Origin of the sequence: Reyranella sp., assembly GCF_036558665.1 — a bacterium.
GTDB lineage: Bacteria > Pseudomonadota > Alphaproteobacteria > Reyranellales > Reyranellaceae > Reyranella.
The window spans coordinates 13,156-30,197 of sequence record NZ_DATBFE010000029.1 but is presented as its reverse complement, the minus strand read 5'-3'; the positions used below and the strand labels follow the sequence as shown (position 1 = coordinate 30,197).

The 17,042-nt window shown below is 66.2% G+C and carries 10 protein-coding genes and 1 riboswitch; of the genes, 3 read left to right on the top strand and 7 right to left on the bottom strand.

Features of this window, described 5'->3' with window-relative positions:
• From VH499_RS04475 to thiC, 5 genes are all read right to left on the bottom strand, one after another.
• Positions 1–1,472 (bottom strand): efflux transporter outer membrane subunit (locus VH499_RS04475; RefSeq protein WP_332051492.1); only part of this gene is annotated, 1,472 nt, incomplete at its 3' end.
• Positions 1,469–4,798: an efflux RND transporter permease subunit gene (locus VH499_RS04470; RefSeq protein ID WP_332051491.1), complete on the bottom strand. Its 3,330-nt coding sequence runs from the start codon at positions 4,796–4,798 to the stop codon at positions 1,469–1,471. The genes VH499_RS04470 and VH499_RS04475, both read right to left, overlap by 4 nt.
• A complete protein-coding gene (locus VH499_RS04465; RefSeq protein WP_332051490.1) occupies positions 4,795–7,992 on the bottom strand; it encodes a multidrug efflux RND transporter permease subunit in 3,198 nt (1,065 codons plus the stop codon). The genes VH499_RS04470 and VH499_RS04465 overlap by 4 nt, the downstream gene beginning before the upstream one ends.
• Before the next feature lie 13 nt (positions 7,993–8,005).
• Entirely contained in the window at positions 8,006–9,229 is a 1,224-nt protein-coding gene (locus tag VH499_RS04460) for an MdtA/MuxA family multidrug efflux RND transporter periplasmic adaptor subunit (RefSeq protein WP_332051489.1), read from the bottom strand.
• Between the two features lie 197 nt (positions 9,230–9,426).
• Positions 9,427–11,238 (bottom strand): phosphomethylpyrimidine synthase ThiC, encoded by a 1,812-nt coding sequence (gene thiC, locus VH499_RS04455; protein ID WP_332051488.1) that lies wholly within the window; start codon positions 11,236–11,238, stop codon positions 9,427–9,429.
• A 50-nt stretch (positions 11,239–11,288) separates the two neighbouring features.
• Positions 11,289–11,418, bottom strand: a riboswitch (TPP riboswitch).
• Between the two features lie 131 nt (positions 11,419–11,549).
• Between thiC and VH499_RS04450 the strand changes: the two genes are divergently transcribed.
• Entirely contained in the window at positions 11,550–12,023 is a 474-nt protein-coding gene (locus tag VH499_RS04450; protein WP_332051487.1) for a carboxymuconolactone decarboxylase family protein, read from the top strand.
• Positions 12,024–12,026: 3 nt separating this feature from the next.
• Here the strand turns inward: VH499_RS04450 and VH499_RS04445 are convergent, their stop codons facing one another.
• Together VH499_RS04445 and VH499_RS04440 are read right to left on the bottom strand one after the other, a co-directional pair.
• Positions 12,027–13,379, bottom strand: a complete 1,353-nt coding sequence (locus VH499_RS04445) for a sensor histidine kinase (RefSeq protein WP_332051486.1) — start codon at positions 13,377–13,379, stop codon at positions 12,027–12,029.
• A gap of 43 nt (positions 13,380–13,422) precedes the next feature.
• Positions 13,423–14,100 (bottom strand): response regulator, encoded by a 678-nt coding sequence (locus VH499_RS04440; protein ID WP_332051485.1) that lies wholly within the window; start codon positions 14,098–14,100, stop codon positions 13,423–13,425.
• Positions 14,101–14,239: 139 nt separating this feature from the next.
• Here VH499_RS04440 and VH499_RS04435 point away from each other — a divergent pair, with 139 nt between their 5' ends.
• Together VH499_RS04435 and VH499_RS04430 are read left to right on the top strand one after the other, a co-directional pair.
• Positions 14,240–15,487, top strand: a complete 1,248-nt coding sequence (locus VH499_RS04435) for an efflux RND transporter periplasmic adaptor subunit (protein ID WP_332051484.1) — start codon at positions 14,240–14,242, stop codon at positions 15,485–15,487.
• A 37-nt stretch (positions 15,488–15,524) separates the two neighbouring features.
• Positions 15,525–17,042 (top strand): efflux transporter outer membrane subunit, encoded by a 1,518-nt coding sequence (locus tag VH499_RS04430; RefSeq protein WP_332051483.1) that lies wholly within the window; start codon positions 15,525–15,527, stop codon positions 17,040–17,042.

Below are 17,042 nucleotides of genomic sequence, written 5' to 3'. Positions count from 1 at the left end.
GTCGCCGGCATTGCCGGCATCAGCGCCGGCAGGTCGGACTCCCGCCAGCCGCCGCCCAGGGCGGTCACCAGTGCGGCGCTGGTGCTGAAGCGGTTCAGCCGGATGTTGATCAGCGTCTGCTGGGCACTGAGCGAGGTGGTCTGGGCGGTGATCACCGTCGTGTAGGCCACCGTGCCGGCCCGGTACTGGTTGAGCGACAGCTGTTCGGCCTCGCGCGCGGCCGCGACGGCGCGGCGCTGGATCGCTTCCTGCTCCGCGTAGTAGCGCTGCTGGGCCAGCGCGTCCTCGACCTGCTGAAAAGCGGTCAGCACTGTCTGGCGGTAGGTCGCGACGGTCTTGTCGTAGTTGGCGCGCGCCCCTTCGACCTGCGCCGCGCGCGCGCCGCCGTCGATCAGTGTGCCCGAAAGCTGCGGCCCCAAGGACCATACGGCAGAGCCGATCTGCAGCAGATTGCCGAGCGTGGTGCTCAGGAGATTGATGCTCGCATTGAAGGTGAAGTCCGGATAGTAGGCCGCCTGCGCCACGCCGATCTGGGCGTTCGCCGCCTGCATCTGGCGCTCGCCCGACGCGATGTCGGGTCGCCGTTCGAGCAGGCCCGACGGCGTGCCCGCATCGAGCGTCGGCACGGTCCCGGGGGCGGGTGCGGTCTCGATCGAGACTTCGGCCGGCATTTTTCCGACGAGGGCGGCGATTGCGTGCTCGAACTGCGCGCGGTTGGCGCCCTCGGCGGCATAGAGCGCGCGTGTCTGCTCGAGCTGGGTCTGGGCCTGGGCCAGGTCGAGGCGCGAGGCCGTGCCGGCATTCATCTGATTGCGCACGATCTCGAGGGATCGCTCGTAGGCTGCGACCGACTGCCGGTAGAGCGCGAGGCGCTCGTCGGAGATACGCAGGGAGAAGTAGCTCGTCGCCAGGCTCGACTCGATCGACAGCCGGGCCGAAGCGAGATCGCCGGCGCTTGCCTGGGCCGCTGCCGCATCGCTCTCGATCGTGCGACGGATGCGGCCCCATACATCGATCTCCCAGGACAGGCTTCCGCCGAGGGAGAACTGTCCGGCAGATCCATTGCTGGTCCCGGTGATGAAGCCGGTCCCCGTGCTCACCACGCTGCCGTTGCGACCACCGCTGGCGCTGGTCTGCTGGATGGCGCTGCTATAGCCGACCGTCGGATAGAGCGGAGACTGGCTCTGGCGGATCAGCGCCACGGCCTGGCGGTACGCGGCCTCGTTCTCCTTCAGTGTCTGGTTCGAGACGTCGACCTCGGCCATCAGCCGATCGAGCGACGGATCGCCGTAGATCGTCCACCACGGTCCGCGGTCGATCGTGTCGCGGGGCAGCGCCGGGCGGAACGTGAGGCCGTCCACTTCCTTGTAGGCCGGCGTCGGATCGGTCGCCGGGGGCGGTCGGGTATAATCGGGACCTACCATGCAGCCGGAGAGCGACAGGAGAACGGCCAAAGCAGCCCGACGACTCATGCGCGCGCCTCGAGGCCGCCCATGGCACGCGCCAGCCGACTGTGTGGATCACGACCGCGACGGCGGAAGCGGTCGAGATAGAGGTAGATCACCGGCGTCGTGTAGAGCGTCAAAACCTGGCTGACCAGCAGCCCGCCGATGATGGAGAGCCCGAGCGGACGGCGCAGCTCGGCGCCGTCGCCGAAATTCACTGCCAGCGGCAGGGCGCCCAGCATCGCCGCCATCGTCGTCATCAGGATAGGCCGGAAGCGCAGAAGGCAGGCCTGGTAGATCGCGTCGCGCGGGTCGAGATCCTGGTGGCGTTCGCGATCGAGGGCGACGTCGATCATCATGATCGCATTCTTCTTGACGATGCCGATCAACAGCAGGACGCCGATCATGGCGATGATGCTGAGCTCGACCTTGAAGAGCTGAAGCGCCAGCAGGGCGCCAATGCCGGCCGACGGCAGGGTCGAGAGGATCGTCAACGGATGGATGTAGCTCTCATAGAGGACGCCCAGCACGATGTAGATCGCAGCCAGAGCAAAGAGGATCACGATGACCTGGCTGTCGAGTGATTGCTGAAACGCCCGGGCGGTGCCCTGGAACGAGCCATGGATCGTCGCCGGCACGCCGATCTGGCGCATGGTCTCGTTAACGTAGGCGACCGCGTCGCTCAGCGTCTTGTCGGCGGCGAGATTGAACGAGATCGTCGTGGCGACGAACAGCCCCTGATGGTTGACGCCGAGCGGCGTCGTGCCGAAGTCGTGATAGGTCACGGCGGACAGGGGAACCATCGTTTCGGGCGAGGTGCTGACGGCCGCGCCGGTCGAGGCCGTGCCGCGGCCGCTGATGGCGATCTGGTTGGTGAGTTGGTTGCGTACCGCCTGGCTGGGGTCGAGCGCCGTCGCGGCGTTGGTCAATCTGGTCACCGAGCCGGTGTTTCCCGAGCTTGCCGACACGGTGGGCGCGGTGGAGACGATGGCTTGCGTCGCTTGCGCGCCGCTGATCGCGCCGCCCGACGTGCTGACATACATCTGCTCCAGCGTCTTGGGATTCTGCCAGTACTCCGGCGCCACCTCCATGACCACATGGTACTGGTTGAGCGCGTTGTAGATGGTCGAGACCTGGCGCTGGCCGAACGCATCGTAGAGCGCAGCCGAGATCGCCCTGGTGCTGATCCCGAGGCGGCTCGCCGAATCGCGATCGATCGTCACGTTGACTTGCAGGCCGTGCTGCTGCTGATCGGAATCGACGTCCGTGATGACCGAAGTGTCGTGCTGCAGGGCCGTTACCAGCTTCGGCCCCCAGGCGTACAGATCCGCAAGCGAATCGGATTGCAGCGTGAACTGGAATTGCGAGTTGCTCTGCCGGCCGCCGACACGGATATCCTGCACCGCCTGCATGAAGAGGTTGGCGCCCGGCACCTGGGCCAGACGCACCCGGAGGCGCGCGATCACCTGGTCCGCCGACGCATCGCGCTCGGACAAGGGCTTCAGCTGGGCGAACAGGAAGCCGGAATTGGTCTGGAAGCCGCCAGTGAAGCCGACCACGTTCTGGACCGCGGGGTCGGCCCGCACGATGGCGACGAACTGGCGGAACTTCCGGCGCATGGACTGGAACGAGATGCTCTGGTCGGCGCGCATGCCGCCGATGATGCGGCCGGTGTCCTGCTGCGGGAAGAAACCCTTGGGCACCTCGACGTAGAGGAAGATGTTGAGGATCACCGTGCCGAGAAAGACCAGGATGGTGGTGCCGGGATGGCGCAGGACCCAGGCGAGCGTGTGCCCGTAGAAGCTCTGGACGCCGCTAAAGACCCGCTCGCTCGTCCGCGCGAGCCAGTTCTGCGTTGGCTGGCCTTCGGCACGTGGTGGCCTCAGAACGAAGGCGCACATCATGGGGGTGGTGGTGAGCGACACCACCATCGAGATCAGGATGGCGATGGTGAGCGTCACCGCGAACTCGCGGAACAGGCGGCCGACGATGCCGCCCATCAGCAGGATCGGAATGAACACCGCGATCAGCGACAGGCTCATGGAGACGACGGTGAAGGCCACCTCGCGGGCGCCCAGCAACGCCGCCTGCCGCCGCGGCATACCGTTTTCGATGTGACGGGAGACGTTCTCGAGCACGATGATGGCGTCATCGACGACGAAACCGGCCGAGATCGTGAGCGCCATCAGCGAAATATTGTTGAGGCTGAAGCCCATCAGATACATGACGCCGAACGTGCCGACCAGCGATACCGGGACGGCGACGGACGGCACCAACCCCGCCCGCACCGAGCGCAGGAAGCCGAAGGTTACCAGCACCACGAGGATGACGCTGAGAGTCAGCGCACGTTCGACCTCCTTCAGGGACGCCCGGATCGTGGTGGTGCGGTCGCTCGCCAGCGTCACGTCGATCTCGGTCGGCAGCGCCGCCTGCAGTTCAGGCAACACCTCCTTCACCTGGTCGACCGTCTCGATGATATTGGCGTTGGGCTGGAGATAGATGATCACCAGCACCGATCGCTTGCCGTTGGATTGGCCCTCGTTGCGGACGTCCTCGACGGAGTCCTGGATATCGGCGACGTCCTTCAGCCGCACCGGCGCATTGTTGCGCCACGCGATCACCAGATTGCGATAATCGTCGGCCACCCGCGACTGGTCGTTGGTGTAGAGCTGGTAGCGCCGTCCACCGACCTCGATGGCGCCCTTGGGCGCGTTGGCATTAGCCGCCGCGAGGCCGGCGCGCACGCTCTCCAGCCCGATGCGATACTTGGCCAGCGCGTTCGGATTGATCTCCACGCGCACCGCGGGCAGCGAACTGCCGCCCAGCGTGACCTGCCCGACGCCTGTCACCTGGCTCAGCTTCTGCTGCAGCACGTTCGACGCCGCATCGTAGAGCTGGCCCTGCGACAGCGTCTCCGATGTCAACGCCAGGATCACCGCCGGCGCGTCGGCCGGGTTGATCTTGCGGTAGATCGGGTTCGACCTCAGGCTGGTCGGCATGTCGGCGCGTGCCGCATTGATCGCAGCCTGGACGTCGCGCGCCGCCCCGTCGATCTCGCGCGACAGATCGAACTGCAGCACGATGCGCGCATTGCCTACCGTGCTGGTGGAGGTGATCTCGCTCACGCCCGCGATCGCCCCGAGGCGCTTCTCGAGCGGCGTGGTTACGCTGGTCGCCACGGTGTCGGGCGAGGCTCCGGGCAGCGAGGCCTGCACCAGGATCGTCGGGAAATCGACCTTCGGCAGCGGCGACACCGGCAGCGCGATGAAGCCCATCAGGCCGGCCAGCAGGATGCCGGCCGTCAGAAGCGTCGTCGCGACAGGCCGCGCGATGAAGACGGCCGAAAAGTTCACGGCTGGAAGCCTTCCGGCAGTTCCGGCGGCTGCGGCCCCTCCCCGCCCGCCAGCGGATAGGCCGGCGTGTCGAGCGGCATGCCGCGCAGCCGGCGGGCGATGCGATCGAAGGCGAGATAGATCACGGGCGTCGTGAACAGGGTCAGCATCTGGCTGACGATCAGCCCGCCGACGATGGTGAGGCCGAGTGGATGACGCAGCTCCGATCCGGTCCCGGTGCCCAGCATCAGGGGCAGGGCGCCGACCAGGGCGGAGATGGTGGTCATCAGGATGGGACGGAAGCGCAGAAGGCAGGCCTGGTGGATCGCCTCCTGCGGCGGCTTGCCCTCGTGGCGCTCGGCATCCAGGGCGAAGTCGATCATCATGATCGCGTTCTTCTTCACGATGCCGATCAGCAGGACGATGCCGATGATGGCGACGACGCTGAGATCGTCGCCCGCGATCATCAGGGCGAGCAACGCGCCGATGCCGGCGGACGGCAGCGTCGACAGGATCGTGACCGGATGGATGTAGCTCTCGTAGAGGACGCCGAGCACAATGTAGACGGTCACGATGGCCGCCAGGATCAGCATGAGCTGGCTCTTCAGCGCCTTCTGGAAGGCGAGCGCCGCGCCCTGGAAGTGGGTCGAGATCGAGCGCGGCATCCCGATCTCCTTCTGCACCGTGGTGATGGCGTCGACCGCGCCGCCGAGGGAGGCGCCGGGCGCGAGGTTGAAGGAGATGGTGGTGGCCGGGAACTGGGCCAGTCGGTCGAGCCGCAGCGGACCGGTCTGCTCCTCGAAGGTAGCGATCGCCGACAGGGGCACCTGCTTGCCCGCCGTCGAGCCCGGCAGATAGAGGCTGTTCAGGGCGTCGAGCGAGCGCGCCATCGACGGCTCGAGCTCGTAGATCACGCGGTATTGGTTGGATTGGGTATAGACGGTGGAGACGATGCGCTGGCCGAATGCATCGTATAGCAGATTGTCGACCGTAGCCGCCGTGATGCCGAAGCGGGCCGCGGCGTCGCGGTCGATCTTGATGAACATGGCGAGCCCCTGGTTCTGCAGCTCGCTCGTCACATCGACCACCTCCGGAATCTGCGACATTCGCTGCACCAGCCGAGGTACCCAGGTGTCGAAGTCCTTCGGGTTGGGGCTTTCCAGCACGAACTGGTATTGCGTGCGGCTGACCGTCGAGTCGATGGTGAGATCCTGTGACGGTTGCATGTAGAGCTGGATGCCCTGGACCGACGCCGTCTCGCGCAGGATCCGGCGGATGATCTGGCCGGCCGTCAGGGACCGCGAGTCGCGCTCCTTGAGATTGATCAGCATGCGGCCGGAATTCAGCGTCGGATTGGTGCCATCGACGCCGACGAAGGAGCTCAGGCTCTCGACGTCGGGATCCTTCAGGATGGCCTCGGCCAGCGCCCGCTGGCGCTCGCGCATGGCATCGAACGAGACGGTTTGCGGCGCCTCGGTGACGGCCTGGATCAGGCCGTTGTCCTGGATCGGGAAGAAGCCCTTGGGAATGACGACGTAGAGCAGCACCGTGAGGGCGACCGTCGCGACGGCAACCACGAGTGTCGCCGGCTGATGCCGGAAGACGACGATCAGGGCGCGGTCGTAGAGGTCGATCAGCCGACCGAACCAGCGCGCGCCGAGCGCCTGGGCCTCGGGATGTGCCGGCGCCGCGCCACCAGGCCGTCCACCCGCGGCGGCCCCGGCCTGGCCGACATCGCGGCGGCGCAGGAGCTGCGCGCACATCATGGGGACCAGGGTGAGAGACACCACCGCCGAGATCAGGATCGTGACGGCAAGCGTAATGGCGAACTCGCTGAACAGCCGCCCGACCACGTCGCCCATGAAGAGCAGGGGGATCAGCACGGCGATCAGGGAAACGGTGAGCGACACGACGGTGAAGGCGATCTGGCTCGAGCCCTTCAGCGCCGCTTCGAACGGATGGTCTCCTTCCTCGATATAGCGCGCGATGTTCTCGATCATGACGATCGCGTCGTCGACCACGAAGCCGGTCGCGATGGTCAGCGCCATGATCGACAGATTGTTGAGCGAAAAGCCGGCGAGGTACATCACCGCCAGCGTGCCCACGAGCGACAGCGGTACCGAGAGGCTGGGAATGATCGTCGCCCGCCAGTCGCCCAGGAACAGGAAGATGACGGCCACCACCAGGAGTACGGCGAAGGACAGCTCGATCTGCACGTCGCGCACCGAGGCGCGGATGGTGATCGTGCGGTCGGTGAGGGTCGACACGTCGATCGATGGCGGCAGCGTCTCGCGCAACTGCGGCAGCAGCGCCTTGATGCTGTCGACCACGGCGATGACGTTCGCGCCGGGCTGGCGTTGCACGTCGACGATCACCGCCTGGGAGGTATTCATCCAGGCAATCAGCTGGTTGTTCTCCCGGCCGTCGTCGACGGTCGCCACGTCCGAAAGGCGCACCGGCGCGCCGTTGCGATAGGCCACGATGACATCGTTGAACAGCGTCGGATCGGTGATCTGGTCGTTGGCGTTGATCGTGTAGCTGCGCGTCGGCCCGTCGAAATTGCCTTTGGGCGTGTTGACGTTGGCGTTGGTGATGGTGGTGCGAAGGTCGTCGACGTTGAGGCCGTACGCGGCGAGCGCGGTCGGATTGGCACGGATGCGGAAGCCGGGCTTCTGTCCGCCCTCGAGAGTGACGAGGCCGACACCGGCAACCTGCGAGATCTTCTGCCCGAGGCGGACGTCGATCAGGTCGTAGACCTTGGTCAACGGCTCGGTCTTCGAGGTCACCGCGAGCGTCAGGATCGGTGCATCCGCCGGGTTGACCTTGGCGTAGATCGGAGGCGCGGGAAGGTCGGCCGGCAGCAGGTTTCCGGCCGCGTTGATCGCCGCCTGCACCTGTTGCTCGGCGATGTCGATGCCGAGGGAGAGGCTGAACTGCAGGGTTATCGACGAGGCGCCGGCCGAGCTGGTCGAGGTCATCTGATTGAGACCCGGCATCTGGCCGAACTGACGTTCGAGCGGCGCAGTCACGGAGGATGTCATGACCTCGGGGCCGGCGCCGGGATAGAGCGTGAGCACGCGGATGGTCGGATAGTCGACCTGGGGAAGGGCGGCCAGCGGCAGGAACCGGTAGGCGATCAGGCCCACCAGCATGATCGCAGCCATCAGCAGCGAGGTGCCGACCGGGCGCTCGATGAAGACCCGCGACGGATTCATGTCGCGGCCGCGGCTACTGGCTCGACTGCGCCGGCCGCCGCCCGGCGCCACCGCGAGCGCCACCCGCGTCGGCGCCGCGATCAGCGGGCGGCGCGGCGGCGACAGGCCGGGCCGGCACGCGGATCTTGGAGCCTTCGCGCAGGCGGTCCATACCGTCGACCACCACCCGATCGCTGAGCGCCAACCCCTTGTTCACCGCGATCTTGTCGCCGTCGCTTGCGCCGGTCTCGACGACCGCGATCTCCACCGTATCGTCGGGCTTGACGCGATAGACGAAAGTGCCGGGCTGGCCCCGCTGGATCGCCGCCACCGGCACGACCAGTGCGTCCCGCACCGTATCGACGAGAAGCCGGACATTGACGAACTGGTTGGGGAACAATGCCTCGTCGGTGTTGTCGAACATCGCCCGCAGCTTGACTGTGCCGGTGGACGTGTCGATCTGGTTGTCGGTGGTAGCGAGCTTGCCCACGCCCAGCTCGACCTTCTGCGCGCGGTCGAGCGCCGTCACCTGCAGCGTTGCGCCCTCACGCAGGCGCTTGCGGACGGACGGCAGTGCGTCCTCGGGAATGGGAAACAGCACCGACATCGGCTGCATCAGGGTGATGACGCAGATGCCAGTGGCATCGCCCATCGTCACGTAGTTGCCCTGGTCGACCAGGCGCAGGCCGATCCGGCCATCGGTGGGCGCCACGATCCGCGTATAGACGAGATTGAGCTTGGCCGAATCGACCGCCGCCTGATCCGTCACCAGCGTCGCCTCGTATTGCCGCACCAGCGCCGCCTGGGTGTCGTAGGTCTGGCGGGCGAGCGAGTCCTGGGCGACCAGCTTCTGGTACCGCGCGAGATCGAGCTGCGCGTTCTTGAGCAGGGCCTGGTCCTTCTCGAGCGTGCCCGTAGCCTGCTGGAGCGCGACTTCGTAGGGACGCGGATCGACGACCGCGAGCAGGTCACCCTTCTTGACCGATTGGCCCTCGGTGAAGGCGACCTGCACGAGCTGCCCCGTGATCTGCGTCTTCACGGTCACGGTCGCAAGCGGCGTGACCGTTCCCAGCGCATTGTCGACGATCGGAATATCGCCTTTCACGACGGTCGCCAGGCCGACCGTGACGGGCTGGTTGGCGGCGGTCCGCCCCGCCCGCTTCTGGGACGTGGAGCCCGAATGGGTGAAATACCACGCGGCGCCGACAACGACCGCAAGCCCCACGCCGATCCCTAGCAGGGTGCGCAGTCGATTCATCGCCTTTTCAGCCCCAATGCAAGTCCTTTCCCCTATACGTAGGGACTGCCGGGAGTCTCCCCCAGCGGCGACAGGGGCGCAAGGCAAGGCCTGCACCGGCGGCCCGCGGACGTGCCGTCAAGGGCCCCGCGGGTCATGCAAAGTTGACGCCCGCCGACTCGTCGGCCGGGGCGACGCGGCAGGACGCCAGTCGGCCGTCAGTCGGCCGCCTTGTCGGGCACGTAGAGTGCGTTGCCGCCCGCTTTGAACTTCTCGCTCATCTCCTTCATGCCCTTCTGGGCATAGTCGCGAATGTCCTGCGTGATGCGCATGGAGCAGAACTTCGGCCCGCACATGGAGCAGAAGTGCGCGGTCTTGTGCGCCTCCTTGGGCATCGTCTCGTCGTGGAACTTCTCGGCCGTGGCCGGGTCGAGCGACAGGTTGAACTGGTCGCGCCAGCGGAACTCGAACCGCGCCTTGGACAGCGCGTCATCGCGCAGCCGAGCGGCGGGATGCCCCTTGGCGAGGTCGGCGGCATGGGCGGCGATCTTGTAGGTGATGACGCCGACCTTGACGTCGTCGCGGTCGGGCAGGCCGAGATGCTCCTTCGGCGTCACATAGCAGAGCATCGCCGTGCCGAACCAGCCGATCATGGCGGCGCCGATGCCCGAGGTGATGTGGTCGTAGCCGGGCGCGATGTCGGTAACGAGCGGGCCCAGGGTGTAGAACGGCGCCTCGCCGCACTCCTTGAGCTGCTTGTCCATGTTGACCTTGATCTTGTGCATCGGCACGTGACCCGGCCCTTCGATCATGACCTGGCAGCCTTTGTCCCAGGCGATTTTGGTGAGCTCGCCGAGGGTCTCGAGCTCGGCGAACTGCGCGGCATCGTTGGCGTCGGCGTTGGAGCCGGGGCGCAAACCGTCGCCCAGCGAGAACGACACGTCGTACTTGCGCATGATGTCGCAAATGTCGCCGAAATGCTCGTACAGGAAGCTTTCGCGATGCTCGGTGAGGCACCACTGGGCCATCATCGAGCCGCCGCGACTGACGATGCCGGTGACGCGGCTCGCCGTCAGCGGCACGTGTGCCAGACGCACTCCGGCGTGGATCGTGAAATAATCGACGCCCTGCTCGCACTGCTCGATCAGCGTGTCGCGGAAGACTTCCCACGAGAGCCTGGTCGGATCACCGCCCACCTTTTCCAACGCCTGGTAGATCGGCACTGTGCCGATCGGCACCGGCGAGTTGCGCACGATCCATTCGCGCGTGTCGTGGATGTTGCGGCCGGTGGACAGGTCCATCACCGTGTCGGCGCCCCAGCGGATCGCCCACACCATCTTCTCGACTTCCTCTTCCATGGAGGAGGTGACGGCCGAGTTGCCGATATTGGCGTTGATCTTCACCAGGAAGTTCCGGCCGATGATCATCGGCTCGAGCTCGGCGTGGTTGATGTTGGCGGGAATGATCGCGCGCCCGGCCGCCACCTCGGCGCGCACGAATTCCGGTGTGATGAACTCCGGCAGCGCCGCTCCGAAACTCTCGCCGTCGGCCAGCCGCTCCTTGGCGAGCTCGTGCGCGCGCTTTCGACCGAGATTCTCGCGAGCCGCGATATAGATCATCTCCTTGGTGATCACGCCCCGGCGCGCCCATTCGAGCTGGGTCACCGGCTTGCCGTCGAGGCCGCGCAGCGGCCGCGGCGTGTTCGGGAAGGGCTGCAGTGCCGTTTGCTTCACATTGCCGTTGTCGATCGGCTGGATCGGTCGGCCGTCATATTCCTCCACGCCGCCGCGGGCGACGATCCAGCCGCGGCGGGTGCGGGCGAGACCCTTGCTTACGTCAATGGCGACGGTGGGATCGGTATAAGGACCGGTCGTGTCATAGACGCGCACCTTGGGCTCCGTCGGCTCGCTGAGCGTGATTTCGCGCAACGGCACGCTGAGCTCTGGCGCCTCTTCCGGTGTGGCATAGATCTTCTGCGAGGCCGGCAGCGGCCCGGTCGTCACCTTGGGCGTCCCAATGATGTTGTCCATGACGAAGGATCTCCCATGACAAAAGGACAGAAGGAGATCCGGTGTGTCGTGCAAAGGAAGGCATCCTGTCCCTTCGCCGGCATGACCCGGATCAGGTTCAAAGGGTCACCGCGCTGCCGATCGCATAGCTCGTGGCCGTCGGTATCTCAGCCCCCTGTCGGGGCCCCCCTTGGACAGCCGCAGTCTAGCCCGAACCGCCGTTGGAAAAAACTGGCCGCCCACCGAAAAATGGAGCCGGAGAGCGCCTGCGGGCCTTGTCATCCGAACCAGCGTGCATAATATCAGAACTCGAATATATACTGGAGTGCCCGATGTCCGACCCTCGCGTCACCTATCAGAGCTTCGCCGCAACCGCACCGGCTGCCCAAGCCGCGCTGCTGGCCATGGGCAAAGCTGTCGAGGAGGCCGGGCTCGACAAGCAACTCGTCGAACTGGTGAAGCTGCGGGTGTCGCAGATCAACAACTGCGCCTTTTGCCTGCAGATCCATCTCAACGTCGCGCGGCGGATCGGGGTGCCACAGGAAAAGCTCGATCTGGTCGCCACCTGGGAAGAGGCCGGTATCTTCTCGAGCCGTGAATGCGCGGCACTGGCCTGGGCGGAGCAGCTGGCCCAGCTCCCGGGTCGGTCCGTCTCGGACGACGCGTACGCCGCCGTCAGCAAGCACTTCAGCGAAAGCGAACTCCTCTGGCTGAGCGTCGCCATCGCCAACATCAATGCCTGGAACCGGCTGGGCGCGGCGTTTCGTTTCGCGCCGCCGACTGCAAGACGCTCGGCCGCGGCCTGACTGTCAGGAGGGCCGCAGCTTCAAGGTGAAGACCGCCCCCCCTTCCGGCCGGTTCTCAACCGTGACGCTGCCGTCGTGGGCTTCGGCCACCCGCGCGACGATGGCAAGGCCCAGTCCCCGGCTCTCGGTCTTCGCCCGGTCGCGGCGCCAGAAGCGGCGGAAGATCGAGTCGCGATCGGCATCGGGGACGCCGGGGCCGTCATCGAGGACGCGCACGGTACCATCCTTGGTGACTTCGACCTCGATCGACACGCCTGGCGGAGTGTGACGAATAGCGTTCTCGATGAGATTGCGGACAGCCCGGAACAGGGCTTCCGCCTGCCCTTGCACCCAGACCGGTCCGGCATCTCCCGTGAGGGCAATGCTCTTGGACATCTCGACGGCGAGCGGCGCCATGAAGCTTACCGCATCGGCGCAGATGGCATAGAGGTCGGCCTTGGCTTCCGTTCCGACGATGAACGCCTCGAGCTCGGCGATGTCGAGCACCTGGTTGACGGTGCGCGTCATGTTGACCAGATCGGCCCGCAGCGCATCGCGCACCGGTCCCGGTTCGAGCGAGTCGATGCGGGCTCGGACGATGGCGAGCGGCGTGCGCAGCTCGTGCGCCATGTCGGCCGTGAATTCGCGCTGCGCACGAAAACCCGACTCGAGACGGTCGAGCGCCTGGTTGACTGCGTGGACGAGCGGCACGATCTCCCTGGGCATGGCCTGCTCGGGCAGGCGCGGCTCGGTTCGCTGCGGTCCGATCGCCGCCGCCGTCTTGGAGGCGTTGCGCACCGGGGCGAGCGCCCGGCGGAAGATCAGGATGTCGATCAAGAGCAGAACTAGCAGGATCGGAAAGGTGATCCACGCCACGTGCGGCAGGAAGGACCTGACGACATCGTCGATGAGCACGTCGCGGTGCGCCAGATCCTGCGCCACCTGGATCGAATAGAGCTTCTCCCCGAGCGGCCGTACGACCGTGACGCCGAACAACGTCGAACCGGCACGGGTATTCCGCGTCGACCATTCGCTGATCGATCTCTCGTTCGGCGAGAACAACGCCTGACCGTCCGCGCGGGAGGAGAACAGCACGTGGTCCTGCGCGTCCAGCACGGCGAAGGCATAGAGACCGTAGTCGGAAGAATAGAGCGGCCGGACGTCAGCCGGGATGTCCAGGGCGAGCTCACCATCGGCACGCGGATGCAGGAAGCTGCGAATGACCAGCGCCTCGCTGCGCAGCGCATCGCGCAACAGGTCGTTGGCCGCCTGGTTCAATAGCCAGTAGAGCGCGAGCGGCATCAGGATCGCAGTCGCAGCGAGCGCCAGGACATGCAGCGCGACGATGCGTGTGATGATCGAACGGAAGCGGATCATTGCTGTGGCCTCGGCGGCGACAGGCACGCGATCATCGCCGTCTCTACGACTTTTCCTCGGCCATCAGGTAACCCACGCCGCGCACGGTATGGATCTTCACCGTGGCCCCCGCGTCGCCGAGCATCTTGCGCAGGCGATGGACATAGACTTCGACCGCATTCGATGCCACTTCGCCCGATAGGCCGAACAGATGATCCTCGAACAGGCGCTTGGGTGCGACATTGCCTCCGCGGCGCAGGAAGATCTCGAGCACCGCGGTCTCGCGCGCCGGGAAGGAATGCGGCATGTCGCCGACAAAGACCTGCCGTCCCTCGGTATCGAGCGCGACGTTGCCGAATGTGAGTTTGCGGCCCAGCAGGTTGCCCGGCCGGCGCAGCAGGGCCTGCAGGCGCGCGACCAGCTCTTCCATGGCAAACGGCTTGGCAAGGTAGTCGTCAGCGCCTTCACGCAATCCCGTGACGCGATCGGTCACTCCGTCGCGGGCAGTCAGCACCAGCACGGGCGTGGCATCTCCCTTGCGCCTCATCTCGCGCAGCAAGGTGAGCCCGTCCTCGTCCGGCAGACCGAGATCGAGCACGACGACAGCGTACTTCACGGCGGCGATCGCGAGCCGCGCATCACCAATGGTGCCGACCGAGTCCGCGGCCAGCCCGCCTTGGGCCAGCCCCTTGATCAGGAGCGGCACGAGTTGCAGGCTGTCCTCGACGAGCAGAACTCTCATTGGTGCGCCATCGTATGCTGCACTCTCGACCGCACTCTAGCATGCGGTCTTTGAGCCTGTCCGTCAGGTGAAAGTAATACGGGAAGCCTATATCTCGCCGGCACCGTTCCTTCTGATCGCGTACCGGAAGGCATTCCCTATGATCATCGTCGCTCCACCAACGACTGCACATGCCAGGCGCAATCGCCTCTGGATCGCCGGCGCCGCCGCCGCTGCCATCGTGGCGGCCGTGATCGCCTCCTGGACACTCGACAGCGACCCGAGCAACGCCGTGAGCCGCTCCGACAAGGCGGCTCCGGATTCCGACGGCGCCTTTGCACCAAGCGAGACGCAGTGGAGCGGCCTCAGGCTCACGGCGGTCCGCCAGATCGCGTTTCGTGACGAACGGGTCACCGACGGCAGAATCGCCATCAACGAAGAGACGACCACGCCCGTCTTCTCACCTTATTCGGGCCGCATCACGCGCCTGATTGCGCGCCCGGGCGAGCGTGTCGAGCGCGGCCAGCCGCTTTTCGCCATCGAAGCGAGCGAGTTCGTCCAGGGTCAGAACGACCTCGTCACGGCGGTGGCGAGCGTTGAGAAAGCCAAGTCGCGGCTCGCGCTCGCTCAGGCCACCGAGAAGCGTCAACGAGAGCTGTTGGCGATCCGCGGCGGCGCGCTGAAGGATCTCGAGCAGGCGCAATCCGATCTCGTCAACGCGCAGGGCGACATGCGTTCGGCCGAGATCGCGCTGGCGGCGGCGCGCAATCGACTGCGCATCCTTGGCCGTTCGGACGAGGAAATCGCGCGCCTCGAAAAGGTGGATCGCATCGGCGCCGAGACCATCGTCTCCGCGCCGATCGCAGGGACGGTCATCCAGCGCAAGATCGGCCTCGGCCAGTACATCAACAACGGCGCCACCGATCCCGTGTTCACGGTAGGCAACCTCGACACCGTCTGGCTCGTGGCGAATGTGCGCGAGTCGGATGCTCCCTTGATGAAGGTCGGCGCGCCGGTCGAGGTCTCGGTCCTGGCCTATCCGGGTCGCCTGTTCAGCGCCAGGCTCGCCTACGTGGCGCCCGCACTCGATCCCAACACGCGCCGCCTGCCGGTGCGTGCCGAAATCCAAAACTCCGGCCTCGAGCTGCTGCCCGAGATGTTCGCGACCTTCCGTATCGTCGCCGGCGACAGTCGTCTGATGGCGGCGGTGCCGCAGGATGCAGTGGTCTACGAAGGCAATCAGGCCCGCGTTTGGGTGGCACGCGCCGACAAGAAGGTGGCTAGCCGCGCGATCGACGTCGGCGGCACCGAGAACGGTTTTGTCGAGGTTCGCAAGGGCCTGTCGGTCGGCGAGTCGGTGGTGACGAGCGGCACCCTGTTCATCGATCGAGCCGCGGCGCGCGACTGAACGGCATACCTGCTCACGGTGATGCTGAGATGGCCCAATGAGGCTCGGTTCCGTCTTCCTCGCCGGGTCGGTTGTCTGCGCGGCGCTCTCGGGATGCATGGTGGGACCGGATTTCAAGCGGCCATCGCCACCCCGGACCGACGCCTATCTGCCAGATCCGCCGACCGGCCTCGTGGACGGCGGCATTCCCGGCGCCGAAGCGCAGGTCCTGGTGCGCGACATGGACATTCCCGGCCAGTGGTGGAAGGTCTTCCAGTCCGCACCGCTCAACAGCCTGATCGAAGGGGCATTGCGTGCCAATCCCGACGTGCAGGCCGCGCTGGCGGGACTGAAGGTGGCCCAGGAAAATGCCCGCGCCCAGCGCGCGACGCTCTTTCCCACGATCCAGGCGAACTTCGCGGCCTCGCAGAACCAAACGCCCGGCAGCCTCTCGCCCGCCACGTCGACAGGGGCGACGATCTATGGGCTGTTCACCGTCGGTCTCACCCTCACCTATGCGCTCGACCTGTGGGGCGGCAACCGGCGACAGGTCGAATCGCTGGATGCGCTTGCCGAAGCGCAATGTTTCCAACTCGAAGGCGCCTATTTGTCGCTTGCCTCGAATGTCGTGGCGGCGGCCGTCCAGGAGGCCTCGTTGCGCGCCCAGATCGACGCCACCCAACGCGTCATCGCGGCCCAGCAGACGACGCTCGGCATCCTGCGCGGCCAGTCGAACCTGGGGGCGATCACCGGAGCCGATGTTGCAAGCCAGCAGGCCGCACTCGCCCAGGCCGAGGCCACTTTGCCGCCACTGCAGAAGGCACTGGCGCAGCAGCGCGACCTCATCGCCACCCTCACCGGTCATTTGCCGAGCGAGGATCTGGCCGCCCGTTTCCAGCTCGAGGACCTCGTGCTCCCGCACGACCTGCCTCTCAGCCTGCCATCGCAACTTGTCGAGCAGCGGCCGGATGTGCGCGCCGCCGAGGCCAATCTCCATTCGGCAAGCGCCCTGGTCGGCGTCGCCACCGCCAATCAGTTGCCGCAGATCACGCTCGCGGCGGGCGTCAATACGCAGTCGTTGAGCACGGACACCCTCTTCGGGCCCGGTCTCACCGGCATGACGACCGGCGCGAGCGTCCTTCAGACCATCATCGACGGTGGCGCGCTGGCAGCGAAGAAGCGCGCCGCCATGGCTGGTCTCGAACAGGCGGACGCACAATACCGTTCGATCGTACTCACCGCTTTCCACAATGTGGCCGACACGCTTCGAGCACTGCAATACGATGCGATCACGCTCAAGGCCTCGGTCGACGCCGAACGCGCCGCCGCCACCAGCCTCGATATCGCGCAGCGACGGCTCGCGCTTGGCGACACGACCTATGTGACGGTCTTGCTGGCCCAGCTCACCTATCAGCAGGCGCTGCTCAACCGCGTCCAAGCTCAGGCCGCGCGTTTCACCGATACGGCCGCCTTGTTCCAGGCGCTGGGCGGCGGCTGGTGGAACCGCACTCCGCTTGGACCCGACGAACAGGCGCGCCGGCTGCGCTGCCGTTCGCCGGCGCGCGGTGTGCACTAA

What these genes read in the sequence shown, in the direction of transcription:
- VH499_RS04430 (WP_332051483.1), top strand. Translation starts at nt 15,525, where the DNA reads ATGAGGCTCGGTTCCGTCTTCCTCGCCGGGTCGGTTGTCTGCGCGGCG.
- VH499_RS04460 (WP_332051489.1), bottom strand. Translation starts at nt 9,229, where the DNA reads ATGAATCGACTGCGCACCCTGCTAGGGATCGGCGTGGGGCTTGCGGTC.
- VH499_RS04450 (WP_332051487.1), top strand. Translation starts at nt 11,550, where the DNA reads ATGTCCGACCCTCGCGTCACCTATCAGAGCTTCGCCGCAACCGCACCG.
- VH499_RS04435 (WP_332051484.1), top strand. Translation starts at nt 14,240, where the DNA reads ATGATCATCGTCGCTCCACCAACGACTGCACATGCCAGGCGCAATCGC.
- thiC (WP_332051488.1), bottom strand. Translation starts at nt 11,238, where the DNA reads ATGGACAACATCATTGGGACGCCCAAGGTGACGACCGGGCCGCTGCCG.
- VH499_RS04445 (WP_332051486.1), bottom strand. Translation starts at nt 13,379, where the DNA reads ATGATCCGCTTCCGTTCGATCATCACACGCATCGTCGCGCTGCATGTC.
- VH499_RS04440 (WP_332051485.1), bottom strand. Translation starts at nt 14,100, where the DNA reads ATGAGAGTTCTGCTCGTCGAGGACAGCCTGCAACTCGTGCCGCTCCTG.
- VH499_RS04465 (WP_332051490.1), bottom strand. Translation starts at nt 7,992, where the DNA reads ATGAATCCGTCGCGGGTCTTCATCGAGCGCCCGGTCGGCACCTCGCTG.